Source organism: Streptomyces sp. NPDC001406 (assembly GCF_042895285.1).
Lineage (GTDB): Bacteria > Actinomycetota > Actinomycetes > Streptomycetales > Streptomycetaceae > Streptomyces.
This window is the reverse complement of record NZ_JBIAWG010000019.1, coordinates 47,984-67,938: the sequence shown is the minus strand read 5'-3', so window position 1 is coordinate 67,938 and position 19,955 is coordinate 47,984. Positions and strand designations below refer to the sequence as shown.

The window sequence follows — 19,955 nt, the reverse complement described above, 5'->3', positions numbered from 1 at the left end:
GCTACTTTTCCGGAGGCCGTGCGAGAGGACGAGGAGGTGGTACCCGTGAACGCAGTATCGACATGGGTGCTCCCCTCCGGGGTCACGGTCGGGCGATAGGTCGTCCGGGAGCGCCGTTCACGCGCACTCCCGAAAGGCACGACCATGCATTTCACTTCTGAACAACGCCTCGACGACGGCGTCATCGAGCGCGAGTTCATCCTCGGCGAGATCCCCGGCACCCTGTGGACGCCTGGCTCCGCATCCGCATCCGCACCGGTCCCGCTGATCCTGATGGCCCACAACAACGGCCTGCCCAAGGCGCAGCCCCGGCTCGTGGCCCGCGCCCGGCTCTCCGCGGCGTCCGGCTACGCGGTGGCCTCCATCGACGCCGCCGGGTGCGGTGACCGGCCCCGTTCCGCCGCCGACGAGCAGGCTCGCGCCGACCTCCGCCGGGCGATGCAGACCGGCGAGCAGGTCGACGAGATCTTCGAGTCCTTCGTCGGCCCGCTGGTCGAAAAGGCGGTCCCGGACTGGCGGACCACCCTGGACGCCCTCCTTGAGCTGCCCGGGATCGGCGGCCCGGTCGGATACTCGGGGTGGACCGCCCTCGGCATCCGCCTTGCGGTGGTCGAGCCCCGCATCGCGGCCGCCGGCTTCTTCGCCGGGGGTTACGTGCCCCACGCCCAGCGCGAGGAGGCCCGGCAGGTCACCGTTCCGCTGCTGCTCCTGCTGCAGTGGGACGACGAAGGGAACCCCCGGCAGCGGGCCTTGGACCTGTTCGACGCCTTCGGCAGCAAGGAGAAGACGCTGCACGCCAATCTGGGCGGCCACCTCGGCACCCCGTGGTTCGAGAGGGAGGACGGGGACCGGTTCTTCGGCCGACACCTGAAGTGAGGCCGCGCCGTCGGACCTGCCGGCCCTGCGCGCCTCGCACGCCGCCGCCGACATGGTCTTCGGCGCCGACGTCCTAGTTTTACGGCCTTGCGGCGGTGGTGCGGAGCGAGCCGTACCACCGCCGTTCGGCGAGGGTGTCGCTAGGACGACGTGACCGACTCCCGGCCGCGGGCCCGGCGTTCGCGGAGGAGGGCGAAGATCACTACGCCGATGGCCACCAGGGTGGAGAGGATCACCTGGTCGCGGCCGCCGCCGTCGGCCGTGTCGGTGAGCATGTAGCCCAGTACGAAGGTGATCAGGGCGATGGTGGCCCAGGTCAGGTAGGGGTACAGCCACATCCTGACGACCAGCTTCTCCGGCGTCTCCCGCTCGATGATCTTGCGCATCCGCAACTGGGAGAAGCAGATCACCATCCAGACGAACAGGGCGATCGCGCCGGAGGAGTTGAGCAGGAACTGGAAGACCGTGTCCGGCCACAGGTAGTTGAAGGCGACCGCGACGAAGCCGAAGACCACCGAGGCCAGGATGGCCGCCCGCGGCACGCCGCGTCCCGTGGCCCGTCCGAAGGAGGCCGGGGCGTCGTTGCGCCGGCCGAGGGAGAAGGCCATGCGCGAGGCCGTGTAGAGGCCCGAGTTGAGGCAGGACAGGACCGAGGTCAGCACGATCGCGTTCATGATCTGGGCCGCGTGCGGGATGCCGATGGAGCTGAGGGCCGCGACGTACGAGCCGTCCTTGAGGATCGCCGGGTCGTCCCAGCGCAGCAGCGAGACCACGATCAGGATCGAGCCCAGGTAGAACACCGCGATCCGCCAGATCACGCTGTTGGTGGCCTTGGTGACGGCGGCCCGCGGGTCCGCGGTCTCCCCCGCCGCCAGCGTGACGATCTCGCTGCCCATGAAGGAGAAGACCACCATCAGGACGCCGGTGAGGATGGCGCCGGGGCCGTTCGGCAGGAAGCCGCCGTGCGCGGTGAGGTAGGAGAAGCCGGATGCGGGGTGGTCGGAGCCGGGCAGCAGGCCGAAGATCGCGAGGCCGCCGATCACGATGAACACGGCGATGGCGACGACCTTGATGCCGGCGAACCAGAACTCGAACTCGCCGTAGGAGCTGACCGAGGCCAGGTTGGTGGCGGTGAGGACGGTCATGACGATCAGTGCCCAGCCCCACTGCGGGACCGCGGGTATCCAGCCGGCCAGGATCTTCGCCCCGGCGGTCGCCTCGACCGCGAGCACCACGACCCAGAAGAACCAGTACAGCCAGCCGATGGTGAATCCGGCCCAGCGGCCCAGCGCACGGTCCGCGTACGCGGAGAACGAGCCGGAGGTCGGATTGGCCGCGGCCATCTCGCCGAGCATGCGCATGACCAGGACGACGAGGACGCCGACGAGCGCGTAGGAGACGAGGATGCCGGGGCCCGCGGCGGCGATGCCGGAGCCGGAGCCGACGAACAGGCCGGCGCCGATGACACCGCCGATCGCGATCATCGAGAGGTGGCGGTTCTTCAGTCCGGCCTGCAGACCGGAGTCGGCCGGAGCGCTCTCGGCGGTCGTCGCCGGGCCGGTGTCCGAAGGGGCGGGGACGGGGGGACGTGTGGTCATCTCGACATCCATGGAGGGAGTGCGGACCAGGGCGTCTGGAAATTAGTTCAGTACGATCCAAAAGAACAAGACTTGTTTAAGTGTTCACCTTGCTCTATTTTTCGTGCAGCGCGCGGAGCCGCGTCGTTCGCTGCGGCCACCGCGTCGTCCCCGTGTTCCGGCCCCTGGGGAGCCCCCATGCACAACAGCGCGGCATGGTCGCGAGAACCCTCCGTACCGTCGCCTTCGCCGCGGGCCGAGTCCCCGCTCGGCAGGCCGTTAGGGTGGCGTCGTGGTGAATGCAGCGGGCAAGTTCGGTCCCTACAACCAGCCGGGTCCCGCACGGCCCGCGCCGGTCGCCGGGGTATGGGACACCCGCGTCCTGACGGGCCGGGGCCCCACCGGATCGGAGCTCGTCCGCTCGCGGATCGCCCTGCGGGTGCGCCTGAAGTCCGTGGCACCGGGAGACCGGCTGCCGGACGCCGGCGTCCTCGCCGAGGAGCTGGGGATCAGTGAGATCACCGTGCGCCGCGCGCTGGAGGGCATGTGCCAGGACGGCCTGCTCGACCGCCGCCGGGGCCGGGCCGGCGGGACCTTCGTCGCGGCGGACTGGGACACGGTCGTCGCCCTGATGCACGACGCCACCGAGGCGGCCGCGCTGGACGCCTTCCATCTGCTGCTCGAATGCGGTCTCGTCGCCCACACCGCCGGCGAGGTCCCGGACGGCGGGCTCGACGGGCTGCGGGCACTGGTCGACGAGATGAACCAGGTCGACGAGGAGGCCCGGCTGCTCGAACTGGAAACCCGCTTCCACCTCGACCTCGCACAGACGCTCGGCGGCGCCGGCATCCGCGAGTTCGCCGCCGACCTGCTCGGCCGGCAGTGCCTGCTGCGGCCCGCCCCGGCACCCGCCGTCATACGGGCCCGGAACCGCTGCCACGCCGACCTGCTGGACGAGCTCGCCCGCGGCGCGATGGCCCCGGCGGTACGAGCGGTGAAGGCCCACCAGCACGCCGTCCCGGACTGACACCCGCTCGCGCCGGCCAGCCCCCTTCCCTCCCCTGCCCGTGCCGCCACCCCGAGAAGGAGCCGTCGCCATGCCCGACCCCGGAGCGGTCGGCCCGTCCCCGACGTCGGGCCAGGCCGGCGGCGCGCCCCAGCGGCTGCGCGGCGGCGTCCTCGGCATGGCGGACATCGCCGCCGCCACGATGGCCAACGTCGGCCCGGCCATGAGCTTCTTCTTCGGCTTCGCCTTCCTGGCCACCACCGCGGGCGTCGCCTCCCCGCTGACCATCGCCGCCGCGGGCGTCGCCGTCGCCCTGCTGGGCAACACCCTCGCCGAGTTCTCCCGCGCGCACCCCTCGGCGGGCAGCTTCATCACCTTCGTCGGCAAGACCTTCGGGCCCGTCAGCGCGGTGACCACGGCGCTGCTCGCCGGCCTCGGCTACATCATCGCGATGGGCTCCGTCATCGCGATCTCCGGCGGGTTCGTGCAGATCACCCTCAACCACTACACCGGCGTCGACCTGCCGTGGATCATCTGGACGCTGCTGCTGACCGGGCTGGCGGTGGTGCTGATGCTGCGCGGGATCGTGGTCTCCACCAAGTGGGCCGGCTACTTCTTCGTCGTGGAGATGCTGGTCCTGGTCGTGGTCTCGATCGCGGCCATCGTCGAGCACCGCGGCCACCTCTCGGCCGACCCGTTCCTGCCGGGCCACATCACCCACGGCCTCCAGGGGCTGGCGGCGGGCTTCCCACTGGCGGTGTATCTGTTCATCGGCTGGGAGAACTCGGCGGCGCTGGCCGAGGAGACGGAGAACCCACGGCGCAACGTCGGCCGCGCGGTGTTCTCCTCCGTCGCGATCATGACGGTGAGCTACATCCTCTTCTCGTACGCCACGGTCACCGGCTTCGGCTACGACGTGGAGCGGCTCGGCGACTCCCCCATCCCCTTCATCGACGTCGCCCGCCACACCCTCGGCGCGCTGGCGTTCGTCGCCTACGTCGGAGGCCTGACCTCCACCCTCGGTGTGCTGATCGCGGGGATCAACTCCCAGGCGAGGCTGGTGTTCAACGCCGGACGCGAGGGGCTGCTGCCGTCCTTCTTCGGCTATGTGCACCCCACGCGCCGTACGCCGACCAACGCGATCGTCACCTTCGCCGTCACCGCGCTGCTGATCATCGCGGGCTGGGGCCTGGGGCATCTGCTCGGCGGCAAGGGCTCGATGGACCCCGTGGTCTTCTTCACCGAGTCCTCCAGCCTGGGCGCCATCCTGATCCTGCTGGTCTACCTCGCCTCCAACATCGCCCTGCCGCTGTACTACCGCAGATACCGGCCGCAGGAGTTCCGGGTGGTACGGCACCTGGTGCTGCCCGCGATCGGCACCCTGGCCATCCTGGTTCCGCTCTACTACCTCGCCAAGCCGGGGCAGCCCGCGCCGTACAGCTGGTTCCCCTACGCGGCACTGGCCGCGCTGCTCGCCTCCGTCGGCTATGCCTCCCTCCTGGTCCGCCGCGACCCGGGCCTTGCCGAACGTGTCGGGTCGGTCGTCGCCGACGTGGAGTGAGGACGGGGAGTGAAGGCATGAAGCAACGACGGGGAACGAACGGGAAGGAGTCCGTGTGCTGACTGACCAGGAGGCCGCCGCCCTCGGCTCGGTCGACGAGGAGGCCGTCGGCCGCACCCTGCTCGAACTGCTGGCGATCCCGAGCGTGACCGGGAGCGCCGCCGAGTCGGAGATCCAGCATCACCTCGCCGGGCGGCTGGAGCGGCTCGGGCTGGATGTGGATCTGTGGTCCATGGACCTGCCCGAACTGCTCGCGGACCCGGACTTCCCCGGCATGGAGGTGCCGCGCACGGAGGCCTGGGGGCTGGTGGGGCACACGGCGGGCGGGGACGACGGGCCGACGCTGGTGCTGCAGGGGCACGTGGACGTCGTACCGCCCGGAGACCCCGCCGCGTGGGAGGGCGATCCGTTCGTGCCCAGGGTGACCGGGGACGTCGTGCACGGGCGCGGGGCCTGTGACATGAAGGCCGGGCTGGTGGCGCACCTCGCCGCGCTGGCCGCCGTACGGGCGGCCGGGGTACGGCTGCGCGGCCGGGTCGCCGTGCACTTCGTCGTCGGAGAGGAGGACGGCGGCATCGGTACCTTCGGGACGCTGCGGCGCGGGCACCGGGGCGACGCCTGTGTCATCACGGAGCCCACCGCCGGCACGCTGATCACCGCGAACGCGGGTGCCCTCACCTTCCGTGTCGCCGTCCCCGGCAAGGCGGCCCACGCCAGCTCCCGGGACGCGGGCGTGAGCGCGATCGACGCCTATGTGCCGCTGCACTCGGCGCTGGCCCGGCTGGAGGCCGCCCGCAACACCGACCCCGATCCGCTGATGGCCGAGTACCCGATCCCGTACGCGCTCTCGGTCGGGACCGTGCGCTCGGGCGACTGGGCGAGCAGCGTGCCCGATCTGCTCGTCGCCGAGGGGCGGTTCGGTGTCCGGCTCGACGAGGATCCGGCGCACGCCCGCGCCGAGCTGGAGCGCTGTGTGGCCGAGGCCTGCGCCGCCGACCCCTGGCTGCGGGACCACCCGGCGACGGTGACCTGGCCGGGCGGCCGGTTCGCCAGTGGCCGAATGCCGCAGGGGCATCCGCTGCGGGACACGGTGCGCGACGCCTGCACCGATGCCAACGGCTGGGCCTCCCGGCCCCGCGAGCGCGGGGCGCCGTACGGGAGCGACCTGCGGCTCTACGCCGGGGCCGGGATACCGACGCTGCAGTTCGGGCCGGGGGACGTGCGGGTGGCGCACAGCGCCGAGGAGCGGGTGTCCGTGAGCGAAGTGGTGGGTGTGGCGCGGGCGTTGGTGCTCACTGTGCTGCGGACGGTGGGGACGAGGTGACCTCCTCGCAGGGGGTCTGCTTGCGCCGGGTGAAGGACGGGAGCGCGGGCGGCGTGAGGAAGCCCTCCGCACGCGCGCTCGCCAGCCCGATGCGCGGGATGTCACTGCTCTTGACGAAGAGCAGATAGCGCGGCTCCCACAGCGGGCGGTACTTGGCGTTGGCGCGGTACAGGGACTCGATCTGCCACCAGCGTGAGAAGAAGGTGAGGATCGAGCGCCACAGGCGCAGGACCGGGCCGGCACCGAGGCGGGAGCCGCGTTCGAAGACCGAGCGGAACATCGCGAAGTTCAGCGAGACCCGCTCGACGTCCAACTCCTTCGCCCGCAGCAGGAGTTCCACGACCATGTACTCCATCAGGCCGTTCTCGCCCTCGCGGTCACGGCGCATCAGGTCGAGGGAGAGGCCGCGCTCGCCCCAGGGGACGAAGCTGAGCAGGGCGCGCGGCACGCCCTCGGCGTCCCGGCACTCCAGCATCACGCAGCGGCCGTCGGACGGGTCGCCGAGGCGGCCCAGGGCCATGGAGAAGCCGCGCTCGGTGGCACCGTCGCGCCAGTGGTCGGCGCGCTCGACGAGCAGGGCCATCTCGTCGTCGGGGATGTCCTCGTGGCGCCGGATGCGCACCGTGTACCCGGCCCGGCGGACGCGGTTGTGCGCCTGCCGTACGACGCGCATGGCTCGCCCTTCGAGGGTGAAGTCGGCCAGGTCCACGATCGCCTCGTCGCCGAGCTCCAGGGCGTCCAGGCCATGGCGTGCGTAGATGGTGCCAGCCTCCTCGCTCGCGCCCATCACGGCGGGCGTCCAGGCGTGCCGGCGTGCCTCGGCGAGCCAGGCGTCGATGGCGCCGGGCCAGGCCTCCGGGTCGCCGATCGGGTCGCCGGAGGCGAGGCTGACGGCGCCGACGACGCGGTAGGCGATGGCGGCCTTGCCGGTGGGCGACCAGATGACGGCCTTGTCGCGGCGCAGCGCGAAGTAGCCGAGGGAGTCGCGGGCGCCGTGCCGGTCGAGCAGCCGGCGCAGCCGCTCCTCGTCCTCCGCGCTGAGCAGCCGGCGCCCGCGGGGTGAGCGGAAGCAGGCGTACAGGACGAGGCAGAAGGCCGCCGCGAGCAGGAAGTTGATGGCGATGTCGGTCCAGCGGGGCGCGTGCACGGCGTCGATGCGGTCGGCGAGCGGGCCGACACTGATGCCCCGCAGGAAGGTGTAGGCGATCTCGTCGGTGACGGTCGCGCCGGGGAGCTTGTTGGTGGCGTTCACGAGCAGCGTGCCGAGAGCGCCGGTGACGAGGATGCCGCCCGCGCCGACGGCCAGGGCCAGCTTCGGGTTGGAGGGGTCGCCGACGGCGTTGAACTCCCGGCGGGCGACGATCAGGGCGGCCACGAAGAGTCCGGTGAGGCCGGCGGAGACCCAGTTGAAGACGTGCCCGCGGTATTCGGGCTGGGTGAGGGCGAGGACGTAGAGGCCGAAGAGGGGGCCGGCGAGCAGCAGGTTGGACACCCAGGCGGCCCGCTTGCGGCGTTGCATCACCAGCGCGAGGAACAGCGCGAGCGCGGCCGAGACGAGGCCGGCGGTGGCCAGGTACGGGGTGAAGAACTGGCCGGCGTGGTGTGTGTGCTCACGGTGGAGGTCCAGGAGCCGGCCGGTGTTGTGCTCCTGTACCTCCTCGCGGAACGGCAGGGACATGACGGCCACGATGTTGAAAACGGCCATCAGCCGCAGGTACCAGACCGTGGCCGTGGCGGCCCAGACCCTGAGCGGGGACGGGTCGGCCTCGTTGGTGCGCTGTCGGGAGTTGCGCTGAGCGGGCACCTGTGGGGAAATCAGGGGCGGCCGCTGTGCGGGTGCGGGCATGGTGACTGGTCACCTTGGGGACGGGGACGGGACTAGGCTGACCCTACAGCTTGTAGGGAAGTCGGCATATGGGCCGACCGGCACTCACCCGGTTCGGTCCGATCCCCGCCGCGCCGCCGCCAGATGCCAGGCCAGGTTGCCCACGGCCGCGCCGGCCGCCACGACGGCGACGATCACACCGCCCGTGGCGAGCCCGTCACTGAAGAGATGCGGGCGCCGGTCGAGGCTGTGCAGCCCGAAGCCGCACAGTTCATACACCCCTGTGGCGGCAATCACAAGGCTCACGACGAGCACGGCGAGCGTGGGCGCGAGACTGACCCCCGCCTGCGAGAGGAACCACCGGGACCGTCGGGCCTGCGGTGTCTCGGTGCCCTGCATGGTTCCCCCCGGTGGACAGACGAACGGCCGTCGGCAGATGGGAACCTACAGTACGTAGGGTCGGCTTGGCCTCAGACCATGAGAACGCGACGGTTCGCTGATGACCGAGGACATGAACGCCACCGTCCGGGGCGCCGAGGCGGCGGGCGCCACCGAGATGCTCGGCACGACGCCGGACGGCTCCTGCGCGACCTCCTCCACCCGGTCGCCCGCCTGGTCACGGGCCGGCCCGACCGGATGACGCCACCGAAGGGCCCGACCCGCACCGCCGCCGTGGTCCGCGCCGACCACCACTCCCGGCCCGGCCGACGAGACCGGACCGACCCGGGCCACCGCGGCGACCCACGGCGCTCCGGCCATCGCCCTCACGGGTGACGACCCGGTCCGCGCACAGGCGACAGCCGCAGCAAGGCAATCGTCACCGCCCCCGTGAAACCCACCCACGGCACCTTCGCGGTCGACCCACGCCCCGCGACCAAGGCCCACCGGGCGAAGCCGGACGCGGTGACGACGACGCCCCGGGCGCCGATACCCCTCGCCCGCCCGCCCCGAGCACCGTCAGCCGAAGCGGCCCGCCACGTAGTCCGCCGTCCGCTGGTCCACCGGGGAGCCGAACATCTGATCCGTGTCTCCGTGTTCGACGATGCCGCCCGGGGTGCCCTGTTCCGCGAGGAAGAACGCGCACTGCTGGGAGACGCGGGCGGCCTGCTGCATGTTGTGGGTGACGATCACGACGGTCACCTGGCCGGCGAGCTCCTGGATCGTCTCCTCGACCCGGCGGGTGGAGGTGGGGTCGAGCGCGGAGCAGGGTTCGTCCATCAGCAGCACCCGGGGGCGTACGGCGAGCGCGCGGGCGATGCACAGCCGCTGCTGCTGCCCACCGGAGAGCGCGCCGCCCGGCTGGCGCAGCCGGTCCCGCACCTCCTTCCACAGGCCCGCGCGGCTCAGCGACTCCTCGACCAACTCGTCCTTCGTACGGCGGTTCACGCGCGTGCCGGTCAGCCGCAGGCCCGCCACCACGTTGTCGTAGATCGACATCGCCGGGAACGGGTTGGGCTTCTGGAAGACCATCCCGATCCGGCGGCGGGCGTCCGTCAGCCGGCGCTCGGGGGCGTAGATGTCCTCGCCCTCGAAGAGCACCTCGCCGCCGAAGGCCGCGCCCGGGATCATCTCGTGCATCCGGTTCAGGGTGCGCAGGAACGTCGACTTGCCGCAGCCGGAGGGGCCGATCAGGGCGGTCACCCGGCCCGCGGGCATCGTCAGCGAGACCCGGCTGAGCACCTGGTGGGTGCCGAACCAGGCCGAGACGTCACGGGCCTCCAGGGTGGCGGGGTCGGCGGCCGGGTCCGCGTGGACGGGGAGTACGGCGGTGTCGGTCGCGGAGTCGGTCACTGTGTCGGTCACGGTCTCGGTCACGGTCGGATACCTCGGTTCACAGCAGATTCGGCAGGAGTTCGGTGGTGCGCGTGGCGACCTGGAGGCCGAGCACCGCGACGACCGGGGCGAAGACGATCCACGTCTGGTGGCGGCCCCAGCGGTGCCAGGCCCAGACGGCGGCGACCGCGGCCAGCAGCAGCGCCTGCAGCCACATCACCAGCGGCCACGGCACGCCGGAGGGGCGGGCCAGCGGCTCCTCGGACTCCGGCAGGGTGCCGGAGCGGATGACGGCCGCCGGGGTCTGGAAGGGCGCGGAGACCAGATCGGCGTCGACGCGCAGGACACCGGACGGCATGAAGCGGGGGCCGGTGGCGGTGACGAGCACGAGGCGGCTCTTGCCCGAGGCCAGCGCGCCGGGAGCCGGGTCGCCCGCCCGCCGTACGTCGGCGACCTGGTACTTGGCCTTCCCCTGACCGGTGGTCACGGTGAAGGTGTCGCCCTCGGCCAGGTCGGCGAGGTGCCCGAACGGGGCGCCGTAGGCCGCGGCCCGGCCCATCAGCACGCTGGTGCCCGCCTGTCCGGGCAGCGGGGTGTCCCGGCGGTGGCCGGGGCCGTCGGTCATCACGGACGAGTCGGTGCCTTCGAGGACGACCTGGCTCAGGTCCAGCGCGGGGATCTCGATCAGCGCGACCGGGGTGCCGGGGGCCAGCAGCCTGCCCTGCTGGTCGGCCTGGGACACCGGGGCCGTGCCCAGGGCGAGCTGCTTGCGCAGGTCGTCGAAGGCGGCGTGCTGGGCGGAGTGTTCCTGGGCGCCGCTGATCAGGAGCAGCTGGGCGGTGATGCCGAGCAGCAGGGCGGCGAGGCTGAGCAGGCCGCCGCGGGCGAGATGACGGACGGCGGTGACGCCCCGGACGCGCATGCGCGGCACGGCCGGTGCGAGCGTGGACTGTGCGGCGACGGCCACGGCGGCCCGCCTCCTTCGATGGAGTTCGAGGGGCTGCCGGGGAGACAGGGGCGCTCTCCCCGGCAGCCGCGGGTGGATCAGGTGGACTTGATGACGAAGTTGGCGCCGCTCTTCGAGGCCACCGTCGAGGAGCCCGCGTAGAAGGCGTGCAGCGTGTGCTTGCCGCGGCTCAGCTTCGGCAGGGTGATGGTCACCTTGCCGCCGCTCAGCGTGCCGGTGGCGATGACCTTGGTGCCCTCGTAGATGCGCACGGTGCCGGTCGGCGTGGTGCCGGTCGCGGTGACCTTCACGGTGACCTTGGCCCGGGCCGTGTGGCTGACCGTGGCGGGCGCCGTGGTGCTGATCGACGGAGCCGCCTTGGTGATCTTCAGGGAGGCGGTCGTCGACGAGGCGTAGAGCTTGGCGTTGCCCGCGTAGGAGACGGACAGCGTGTGCGTGGCGACCTTGAGGTGGTTCGACAGGCCGATGGTGACCTTGCCGGAGGCGTCCAGGGTGCCGGTGCCGAGGACGGTGGCGCCCTCCTTCACCGTGACCTTGCCGGTCGGGGCGGCACCGTGCGAGCCGGTGACGGTGACGACGACCTTGGGCGTCTTGCCGTACGCCGTCGTCGCGGCGGTCGCCGTGGTCTTGCTCACGTACTTGACCGAGCCGGTCCAGGTGGCGGCCGTGCCCGTGCCGGCGACGTTGGCGCCGGCGACCGTGGCGGTGTAGCTGCCGTTGGCCAGGCCGGTGAAGGTGTACGAGGTGGTGCCGGCCGGGAGGTCCTTGACGGCCACGACGGCGCCGTCCGAACCGGTCAGGGTGACCCGGTAGTCGGTGAGCGGCAGGGCGGTGGCGGCCGGGGCGGTCCAGGACAGCTTCAGGCTCGCGTCGCCGGGGGTGGCCTTGAGGGCGGGCGCGGCGGGGTTGGAGGTGTCGGCGCCCGTCCCCTCCAGGCCGCCCAGCTTGGCGTGCTTGGCCACGCTGATCGAGCCGTTGTACGACTCGTTCACGAAGCCGAAGGAGGCGATGACCTTCTCGGCGTCGTCCGAGGCCAGCTTGGCGGTGTGGCTGCCGCTGGTGACGAAGACGTCGTAGAGGTCCTTGTCGAAGAAGATGCTGGTCGGGTCGATCGCCCGGCTCGGGACGACGTTGTAGACGTCACGGCCGAAGGTGGCGTTCTCGTAGTAGGCGTTGACCGGGGCGATCTTGCCGTTGACCGTGGTCACCGGGCTGGTGGCACCCGTGTCGCCGGGCAGCTGGACCGACGCCAGGTGCCCGCCGGCCGTGACCGAGTCCTTGCTGTAGTCCGGGGCCACGCCGTTGTTCTGGGCGATCCAGCTGCCGACCGAGAACGGTACGAGCGCGCCGTCCTCGGTGAGCGCGGCGTTGCCCTGGTTCTCCTGGACGGCCGGGACGTCCGCGGGGACGTCACCGGCGGCCACGCCGATCGCGTTGAGGAAGAAGTTGCGGGTGCCGGAGCCGCTCTGCGGGATCTTCGGGTGCACGGTGTGGCCGTTCACCTGGGTGAGGACGCCCGTGTAGATGTCGTGCAGCTGGGCCACGGTCAGGTTGTCGATGCCCGCGCCGCGCACCGCGACGCCGACGGCGTCCCGCGCCATCGGGATGTAGGTGAGCGCGGTGCCGGAGGCCGACGGGCCGCCGGAGGAGCGGGCGAAGTCGACCTGGCCCTTGGTGGAGACACCGTTGGAGTCCGGGAACTTGTCGCCGGTCAGCGACGCGCTCAGGGCGAAACGGCCCTTGCCGGAGCCGTTCGGGCGCAGGAAGGACGGGCCGCCGGAGCGGGTGGTGATGGTGGAGCTGGTGGAGCCGGTGCCGGGCTCGATCGCGTCGTACGAGGCGAGGCCCGCGCCGCTCGTGGACTTCACGGCGGTGGCGGAGTAGCCGGTGCCGTTGACGGTGTCGCCCGCGAGGGCGTTGAGCACGTCCTGGGTGGTGTCCGAGCCCACGCCGACCAGCTGGCGGAAGGTGCCCGCGGGGGTCGGGTCGGCGGACGCGGGGGAGGCGAGAGCCAGGCCGCCGGCCACCACGGCCGCGGCGACGAGCGCCGCAGAGTAGCGCGTTGTGCGCATCGAAGTTCTCCTGACGAGAGCTTGGAGGAGAGAGGGAACGGGAGGGATCTGGCAGGGTGGTGCAGGCCGTCCGCCCCGACTGCCTTTCGGGGCGGGCGGCCGTCTGTGGGGGCGCCTCGGTGGGCACCCGGTCTCAGGGGAGCCGCTTGCGAAGCCGCTCCGGGAGGGTGAACTCCGGCAGGACGGTCACCGTCCGCCCGCCGGGCAGCGGCACCCGCAGGGGAAGCCGCAGCCTGCGGCCGCCCGCGAAGGGCGCGCCCACACCGGCGACGGCGCCGAGCGCGGCCCCCACCGGGACGGCGTACCGCAGCGGGTTGGCCGGGTCGGCCGGGGTGTTCCCGGCGGCCGTGGTCTGCACGGCCTTTCCGCCGTCGAACGAGGCCTGGGCGCTGGGCTTGGCGCTGCCGCCGCCCGCTCCCGCGCCGCCGTCGCCCGACGGGCCGCCGGAGACGCCGCCCGAAGTGTCGCCGGTGCCGCCGGTTCCGGTGCCGCCCGTGCCGCCGTCGGTGCCGGTGCCGCCGCTGCCGGCGCCGCCGTCCGAGCCGGAGGAGGTCGGTCCGGTGTAGTGCAGCAGCGCGTCGGCGGCGCGCACCGCCTGCTTGCGCAGGCCCGCGGAGAGCGGGGCGTAGCCGGCCGGCAGGCGGCCCGGGTCGGCGCCGCTGACCTGACCGGCGCCGGCCGCGTACTTCAACAGCGCCGCGTAGTCCCTGCGGGCGTCCGCCTTCAGCGCGCCGGGCCGGACGGCCGCGTACACCAGGTGGGCCAGCGGGTAGGCGCCCTTCGCCTTGTCGCCGCCCGGGGGGATCTCGGCGAGGTCCTTGCCTGCGGCGCCCTTGGCGGCCGTGCTCAGCGACTCGGCGGTGGGGGCGACATAGCGGCCGGCGTTGTTGCGCAGGCTCGCGGTCTGCAGGCCGTAGCGGGCGGCCGAGGCCGCGTCGGTCACGGTGATGACGAAGCGGGAGCCGACCATCTGCGGGCCCGAGCCCTTGTAGGCGGGCGGGGTGGCCAGCGGGTCCCAGGTCGACTTCCACAGGGTGTCGGCACGGCGGGTGTGCAGGGCTCCGGCGTGCATGTCGTCGACGTACGGGTGGAAGTCCGTCATGCACTGCGGCTGATCCTTGGGCGCGCCGGAGCTGGGCGTGACCGTGCACCAGGGGTCGTTCTTCGGGTACTCGTCCGTGTGCGCCGGGTCGAAGGCCAGGCCGGCCGGGTTCACGTCCGCGTTGGTGCTGTAGTACGGGTTGACCCGCATGCCCCAGTCGTCGGAGACCCCGGCGAGGAACCGCCGCGCGTCCTTGTCGGCGAGGATCCACTGCCACAGCACGCGGGCGCTGTCGCTGTGGCCGAGGGAGGTCATCAGGTCGGTGTCGGTGTTGGGTGTCTCGGCGACCGAGAGATCCGCGAACTCCGGGTTGAGGGAGATGAATTCGGGGTCGGTCGCCAGGCCGGCCGGGTTGTTCTTCACCCAGTCGTAGCCCTTGGCCGCCTTTCCGCCGAGCACCGAGCCCCACAGGGAGTTGCGGTACGACTCGGTGAGCAGCTTGGCGACCAGGCGCGCGTTCAGTTTCAGCGACTCGACCTTGGTGCCGGCGAGCCGCTCGACGCTCGCCGGGGCCCCGGCCCTGGGTCTGCGTTCGACGGTGAAGCCGATGACGGTGCCGCTGAGCGCCACGGGTGCGTACGTGGTCGTCCCGGTCGGCGGGCTGCTGCCGTAGTCGGCACCCAGGGCGCGGGTGGTGAAGCCCAGGCCCAGGGAACCGTCGTTGCTCAGCCGGGAGCGGGTGTCGGGCTCGCCCATCTCCGTGTAGCCGTAGACCTTGCCGCTCGGGCACAGGGCCGCCTGCCAGCTGGTCATGGCGTCGGCGGCGAGCTCGCTGCCGACGGTGGCGCGCTCCTTGGAGCCGAGGGCGCAGTTGCTGCCGACCGAGTTGAAGCGCAGCGGGATCGCGATGCGGTTCTGCCAGTTGGTGGAGGACACCGGGGAGCCCGCGTTGACCTGGCTGTGGTCCTGGTACGGCTTGCCGTCCAGGTCGAGGCGGCCCTGCGGGACGATCACCAGCCAGCAGGAGCGCGGCCTGCTGACGCCGTTCTCGTCGACCGGTGCGCCGCAGCCCAGGTGCGGGGCCTCGTTCGCGGTCTGTACCTCGAAGAACTCCTTGCCGGTGCCGTCGGCGCCGGTGCGGGCGAAGTCGACCTCGTTGGTGGTGTTGCGGTTGAAGAACGCGTTGTTCTGGGTGCCGGTGGTGATCGTCGTACCGTCCACCGACTTGAAGGGCACCTCGCCGGGGGCATTGGGGTTGGCCGCCCCGTAGCGGTTGTCCTGGCCGTAGTTGGTGGGATCGGCGCTGTAGAAGATCTGGCGGGTGTCGTCCAGCCCGTTGCCGGGCCAGTTGCCCCGGTCGGTGGTCGGGGACGCGCCGAACTGGCACTGGGTGCGCGGCGGGCCGGGGTTGGCCGGGACGGTGCCGTCGTCGTCGCCCCAGCACTGCATGATCTGCACGAAGTCGGTGTTGAACTGGCTGCCCGCGAGGGCGGTGGGGGTGCCGCCCTTCCAGGAGACGGTGATCGCCTGGCTGGTGAGGTGGCTGGTCTGGTCGACCGTGAACCTCATGTCCTTGAACTCGCCGCGCCCGGAGACGGTGACGGCGGAGCCGGTGGCGGGCGCGGCGGTGGCGGTCGGGGCCGCCTGGGCGACGGCGAGTCCGGCGAGGGCGCCGACGGTGGCGCCCGCGAGCAGGCGGACCAGGGCTTTGCGGATGCGGCTCATCGCGAACTCTCCTTCCCGGCACCGTCGTTGTCCCGGGCGCCGGCCACGAGACGTGAGACGACCGAGGGCAGCAGGAGCAGTCCGAGGACCAGGAAGGCGGCCAGCAGCATCAGCGTCTGGGTGCTGGTCCAGCCGTGCTCCGCGGACACCGCGACCGGCTGGGCGAGGGCGACCGTGCCGTCGGCGGCCGTACCGCTGCCGCCGGAGCCGCCGCCCGAGCTGCCGCCCGGGGCGATGGTCTGCCCGGTGTCCGGGTCGATGGACGGCTGCCCGCCGCCACCGGTGCCGGAGCCCCCCGCACCGCTGCCGCCGGTGCCGCCACCGGCCGCGGAGCCGCCGCCCGCACCGCCGGCCGAGCCGCCCGAGGCACCGCCCGAACCGCCGGACCCGCTGCCGCCCTTGGCGCCGCCGCTGCCGGTGGTGCAGGGCGCGGCGCCCTTCTTGTCACAGGGCTTCGGGTAGGGCGCGGTGTCGGCGAGCTTGTTGTGCCCGTCGGGGGAGAACGTCGGGTTGTTGCAGCCCTTGATGTTGACGTTCTGCGCCTGCACGCCCGGGATCCGGCGGATCTGGTCGAAGCCCGCCTTGACGAGGTTGATCGGCAGCGGCGAGTAGCCGAGCTGGGGTGCCTGCTGCTGGCCCTGGCACATGAAGTAGTAGGAGAACGCGCCGAGCGTCTTGCCCTTGGCCTTGGTGAAGGTGCCCTGCACCTTCATCGGCAGGATCATGTACGAGTAGCTGGACAGCGGGTAGTTGCGCTTGTCGCTGTCGTTGTAGACGTCCTGCAGCTGCTGGGTGAGGTAGTCCGGCGAGCTCTTGTTGGTGTTGATCTTCGCCTTGAGCAGCGAGACCGCGACGTTCTGCGGGGTCGGCTCGGTGTAGTAGCCCGAGTGGTTGAGGACCTTGGCGACCGGGTAGTGCGCGTTGAGCGCGTACGAGTAGTTGACGTAACCGATCGCGCCCTCGCCGTAGTTCTGGGCGACGTAACCGGCCACGCCGAGGTCGCCGGACTGGGCGATCATCCCGGAGACGGTCGGGTAGTACGAGGTCTGCCCGCAGGCGCCCGAGCGGCCGACGCGGCCGCAGTACGCCTGCCACAGCGACTTGTGCTGGTTGGCCATCCACATCGTGAACTGCGCCGTCGAACCCGAGCCGTCGGAGCGGACGACCGGGACGATGGTGCGGTGCGGGAGCTGGAGTCCCGGGTTGTCGGCCTTGATGACCGGGTCGTCCCAGGTCTTGATGACCCCGGTGAAGATCTTGGTGACCACGTCGCCCGACAGGCGCAGATTGGTGACCCGCTTGCCGTTGACGGTCAGGTGGTACATGAAGACGGTGCCGCCGGCCACGATCGGCATGTAGGCGTACGACCCCGCGCCCGGCCGTTCCGCGGCGGAACCGTCGGTCGGGTGGGTCTGGAACGGGATGTCCGACACCGCGAAGTCGACGGTCCCGCTGAGGAACTGCCGGCGTCCGTCGGAGGATCCGGTACCGGCGTACGAGATCCGCATGCCGTACTGGTTCACGGCCCGGCGCCACTCGTCGACGGCGTTCTCCGCCCAGGTGGAACCCGCGCCGGCGATGGGGGTGTAGCTCTCGGCGGCGGCCGGCGCGGCCATGGGGCCCGCCAGCAGCCCGCAGAGCACGCCGAGCGTCGCGCCCAGCGTCCCCAGCGCCCGCAGGCGCCGGAGCCATGTGGTGAGGTGACCGAGCATCAGACGTTGTCTCCGGTGGTCTCGCCGGGGTCTCCGGCGGCGGGGTCGGGGGCAGGAGGCATGGACTTGTCGAGAAGCCCGGTGGCTGCGGGGGGTGTGCTTGCGGGCTCGGCCGGTGCCGCGCCCTCGAACAGGGACAGTCCCGGTGCGTGCAGTTCCGCGAAGCGGGCCGTGTCGCGGCGGGAGGCGCGGGCCGAGCGCCGGGCCTGGCGCTTGCTCTGGTGGCCGGGGCCGCGGCCGCCGATGATCCGGGCGATCGCGAAGAGCACCAGCACCAGGGCCATCAGCACGGCCGCCGCGCCGAAGCCGCGCGCGATCATCGTCGGCTCGGGCGACTTGACGAAGTTGAAGACGGCGAGCGGCAGCGAGATCATCGGCCCGCTCGCCGGGTTGGGGTTGAGCGCGGCCGTGAAGCCCGCGGTCAGCAGCACGGGCGAGGTCTCGCCGATGCCGCGCGCGGTGCCGAGGATGACGGCGGTCGCGAGGCCGGAGCGGGCCGTCGGCAGGACGACGTGCCACACCGTCCGCCAGCGCGGGGCGCCCAGCGCCTCCGCGGCCTCGGTCAGCGTGCCCGGCACCAGCCGCAGCACCACGTCCGCCGCCCGGATCACGATCGGCAGCATCATCACGCTGATCGCGAAGCCCGCCGCGAGTCCCGACTTCTGCATGCCGAGGCCCAGGATCCAGGTGGCGTACACCATCAGACCGGCCACGATCGAGGGCAGCGCGGTCATCGCCTCGACGATGGTCCGTACGAACCGCGAGAAGCGGCCGGGGATCTGGTTGAGGTAGACCGCGCAGGCCAGCCCCAGCGGCACGGTGATCAGCAGCGCGATGGTGATCATGATGAGGCTGCCGAGCATCGCGTGGGCGATACCGCCGTTGCCGAGCGGGTCGAGCGGGCCCGCCGCCTGCATGTCCTGGGTGAAGAAGTTGCCGTGCGGCAGCGCCTCGCGGCCGCGCCAGGCGGTGAAGCCGACGACCAGGGCGAGCGCGGCGAACAGCAGCGCCGCCGCCGTCCACAGCACGACGCTCATCACCCGGTCGAGCACGGCCTGCCCGTTCTCCTCCAGGCCGGTCAGCACCGCGTAGACGACGAGGAAGGCGAGGTAGGCGGTGACGGTGAAGCCCAGCGCGCCGGAGAACGGCGCGAGTTCGCCGAACAGCAGCACGGCGACGCACAGCCCGGAGGCCGCGGCACCGCACAGCGACAGCACGCCCGACCGGGTGGGCCCGCCGATACGGCGCGGCACGTCGGGGACATCGGGGAGTCCGGCGGATGCGGAAGCCGGTGCGGGGACGGCCTCGACCGGTGCGGGAAGGGGCGCGGTCTCTTCTACGACGGTCATCTCATGCCTCGCTCTGCGCGCCGGACCGGGAGCGGGCCACGATGGAGGAGGCGGTGAAGTTGACCGCCAGGGTGAGCAGGAACAGCGCCAGGCCCGCCGCCATCAGCGCCGACATTCCGAAGGTCGAGGCATCGCCGTAGTGCAGGGCGATCAGGGAGGAGACGGAGTTCGAGCCGGTCTGCAGGATGTGCGGCTGGATGGTGAAGACCGGCGAGATGATCAGGTACACGGCGATGGTCTCGCCGAGCGCCCGGCCGAGCCCGAGCATCGTGCCGCCGATGATGCCGCCCTTGCCGTACGGCAGGACGACCGCGCGGATCATCCCCCAGCGGGTGGCGCCGAGCGCGTACGCGCCCTCCCGCTCACCGGCCGGAGCCTGTGCGAACACCTCGCGCATCACCGAGCACTGGATCGGCGCGACCATCAGCGCGACGACGATCCCGGCGACGAACGTGGACGCCGTGTAGACGCTGTCGGAGGCCAGCGGCTCGCCCGGCTGGGTGCCGTCCACCTTGAGGAACGGGATCCAGCCGAACCAGTCGGAGAGCCACCGGGACAGCCCGATGACGTGCTGCTGGAGGAAGAAGAGCCCCCACAGGCCGTACACCACCGACGGCACGGCCGCCATCAGGTCGACCATGGTCACGAGGGTGCGGCGCAGCGGGCGCGGCGCCACGTCGGAGATGAACAGCGCGGTGCCCACGGCGAGGGGCACGGAGATCGTCACCGCCACGACGGCGATCAGCAGTGTGCCGGTGAGCACGGCCGCGATACCGAAGTTGTGGACGTCCGGCTGCCACTCGGCGGTCGTCAGGAACGCCCAGACGCCCCTGGTGCGCAGCGCCTGCCCCGCCCTCAGGAGCAGGAACAGCCCGACGGCCGCCATGATCCCGAGGACCACGACACCCGTGGCCGTCAACTGGAACCGGAAGATCCGGTCACTGAGCCCTCTGGCCGTGTACGGCCGTCTGGGCACGGGTCTCGCGGGCTCCGGCCCGCCGAAGCCCTCTTGCGCGGACACCACGTGGGTCCCCCCAATACGGAAACGACTCTCCCCGCACGGCCCCGACCGGACGCCGCGCGTGGAGAGTCAATGGCCGGATCCTTTCGTTCCGACGCGTCGTACCTGGCCGACGAGTGAACGGT

General features: G+C 72.0%; 15 protein-coding genes. 5 read left to right on the top strand and 10 right to left on the bottom strand.

The features are described from left to right. Positions 1 to 144 precede the first annotated feature (144 nt). On the top strand, positions 145 to 876 hold the full coding sequence (locus ACFY1J_RS37025; protein ID WP_390732745.1) for a dienelactone hydrolase family protein: 732 nt from the start codon (positions 145 to 147) through the stop codon (positions 874 to 876). A 140-nt stretch (positions 877 to 1,016) separates the two neighbouring features. Here the strand turns inward: ACFY1J_RS37025 and ACFY1J_RS37020 are convergent, their stop codons facing one another. Then, entirely contained in the window at positions 1,017 to 2,474 is a 1,458-nt protein-coding gene (locus ACFY1J_RS37020; protein WP_390732744.1) for an amino acid permease, read from the bottom strand. A 271-nt stretch (positions 2,475 to 2,745) separates the two neighbouring features. Between ACFY1J_RS37020 and ACFY1J_RS37015 the strand changes: the two genes are divergently transcribed. From ACFY1J_RS37015 to ACFY1J_RS37005, 3 genes are all read left to right on the top strand, one after another. Beyond that, the gene (locus ACFY1J_RS37015) at positions 2,746 to 3,480 is read left to right on the top strand and encodes a FadR/GntR family transcriptional regulator (protein ID WP_390711479.1); all 735 of its coding nucleotides are present in this window, start codon (positions 2,746 to 2,748) and stop codon (positions 3,478 to 3,480) included. A gap of 70 nt (positions 3,481 to 3,550) precedes the next feature. After that, a complete protein-coding gene (locus ACFY1J_RS37010; protein WP_390711478.1) occupies positions 3,551 to 5,020 on the top strand; it encodes an APC family permease in 1,470 nt (489 codons plus the stop codon). A 55-nt stretch (positions 5,021 to 5,075) separates the two neighbouring features. Next, positions 5,076 to 6,344 carry an ArgE/DapE family deacylase gene (locus ACFY1J_RS37005; RefSeq protein WP_390732743.1) on the top strand — a complete coding sequence of 423 codons (1,269 nt, stop codon included), beginning with the start codon at positions 5,076 to 5,078 and terminating at the stop codon, positions 6,342 to 6,344. On the opposite strand, the gene ACFY1J_RS37000 is transcribed toward ACFY1J_RS37005, so the two are convergent. Together ACFY1J_RS37000 and ACFY1J_RS36995 are read right to left on the bottom strand one after the other, a co-directional pair. Further along, the gene (locus ACFY1J_RS37000; protein WP_390732742.1) at positions 6,313 to 8,190 is read right to left on the bottom strand and encodes a phosphatidylglycerol lysyltransferase domain-containing protein; all 1,878 of its coding nucleotides are present in this window, start codon (positions 8,188 to 8,190) and stop codon (positions 6,313 to 6,315) included. The genes ACFY1J_RS37005 and ACFY1J_RS37000 overlap by 32 nt on opposite strands. A gap of 84 nt (positions 8,191 to 8,274) precedes the next feature. Continuing rightward, positions 8,275 to 8,568, bottom strand: coding sequence for a hypothetical protein (locus ACFY1J_RS36995; RefSeq protein WP_390711475.1), 294 nt, complete (start codon positions 8,566 to 8,568; stop codon positions 8,275 to 8,277). A 100-nt stretch (positions 8,569 to 8,668) separates the two neighbouring features. On the opposite strand from ACFY1J_RS36995, the gene ACFY1J_RS36990 reads away from it, so the two are divergent. Continuing rightward, entirely contained in the window at positions 8,669 to 8,809 is a 141-nt protein-coding gene (locus ACFY1J_RS36990; protein ID WP_390732741.1) for a hypothetical protein, read from the top strand. 317 nt (positions 8,810 to 9,126) lie between these two features. Here ACFY1J_RS36990 and pstB read toward each other — a convergent pair whose 3' ends face one another. From pstB to pstC, 7 genes are all read right to left on the bottom strand, one after another. After that, the gene (gene pstB, locus ACFY1J_RS36985) at positions 9,127 to 9,891 is read right to left on the bottom strand and encodes a phosphate ABC transporter ATP-binding protein PstB (RefSeq protein ID WP_390711595.1); all 765 of its coding nucleotides are present in this window, start codon (positions 9,889 to 9,891) and stop codon (positions 9,127 to 9,129) included. A 109-nt stretch (positions 9,892 to 10,000) separates the two neighbouring features. After that, positions 10,001 to 10,909, bottom strand: a complete 909-nt coding sequence (locus ACFY1J_RS36980) for a sortase (protein WP_390732740.1) — start codon at positions 10,907 to 10,909, stop codon at positions 10,001 to 10,003. Between the two features lie 77 nt (positions 10,910 to 10,986). Next, entirely contained in the window at positions 10,987 to 12,981 is a 1,995-nt protein-coding gene (locus ACFY1J_RS36975; protein ID WP_390732739.1) for an Ig-like domain repeat protein, read from the bottom strand. Positions 12,982 to 13,114: 133 nt separating this feature from the next. Further along, positions 13,115 to 15,748 (bottom strand): hypothetical protein, encoded by a 2,634-nt coding sequence (locus ACFY1J_RS36970; RefSeq protein WP_390732738.1) that lies wholly within the window; start codon positions 15,746 to 15,748, stop codon positions 13,115 to 13,117. After that, the gene (gene pstS / locus ACFY1J_RS36965) at positions 15,745 to 17,460 is read right to left on the bottom strand and encodes a phosphate ABC transporter substrate-binding protein PstS (RefSeq protein ID WP_390732737.1); all 1,716 of its coding nucleotides are present in this window, start codon (positions 17,458 to 17,460) and stop codon (positions 15,745 to 15,747) included. Before pstS ends, ACFY1J_RS36970 begins: the two co-directional genes overlap by 4 nt. Continuing rightward, entirely contained in the window at positions 17,460 to 18,809 is a 1,350-nt protein-coding gene (pstA, locus tag ACFY1J_RS36960; protein WP_390732736.1) for a phosphate ABC transporter permease PstA, read from the bottom strand. Before pstA ends, pstS begins: the two co-directional genes overlap by 1 nt. Position 18,810: 1 nt before the next feature. Continuing rightward, on the bottom strand, positions 18,811 to 19,785 hold the full coding sequence (pstC, locus tag ACFY1J_RS36955; protein WP_390711468.1) for a phosphate ABC transporter permease subunit PstC: 975 nt from the start codon (positions 19,783 to 19,785) through the stop codon (positions 18,811 to 18,813). Positions 19,786 to 19,955 lie beyond the last annotated feature (170 nt).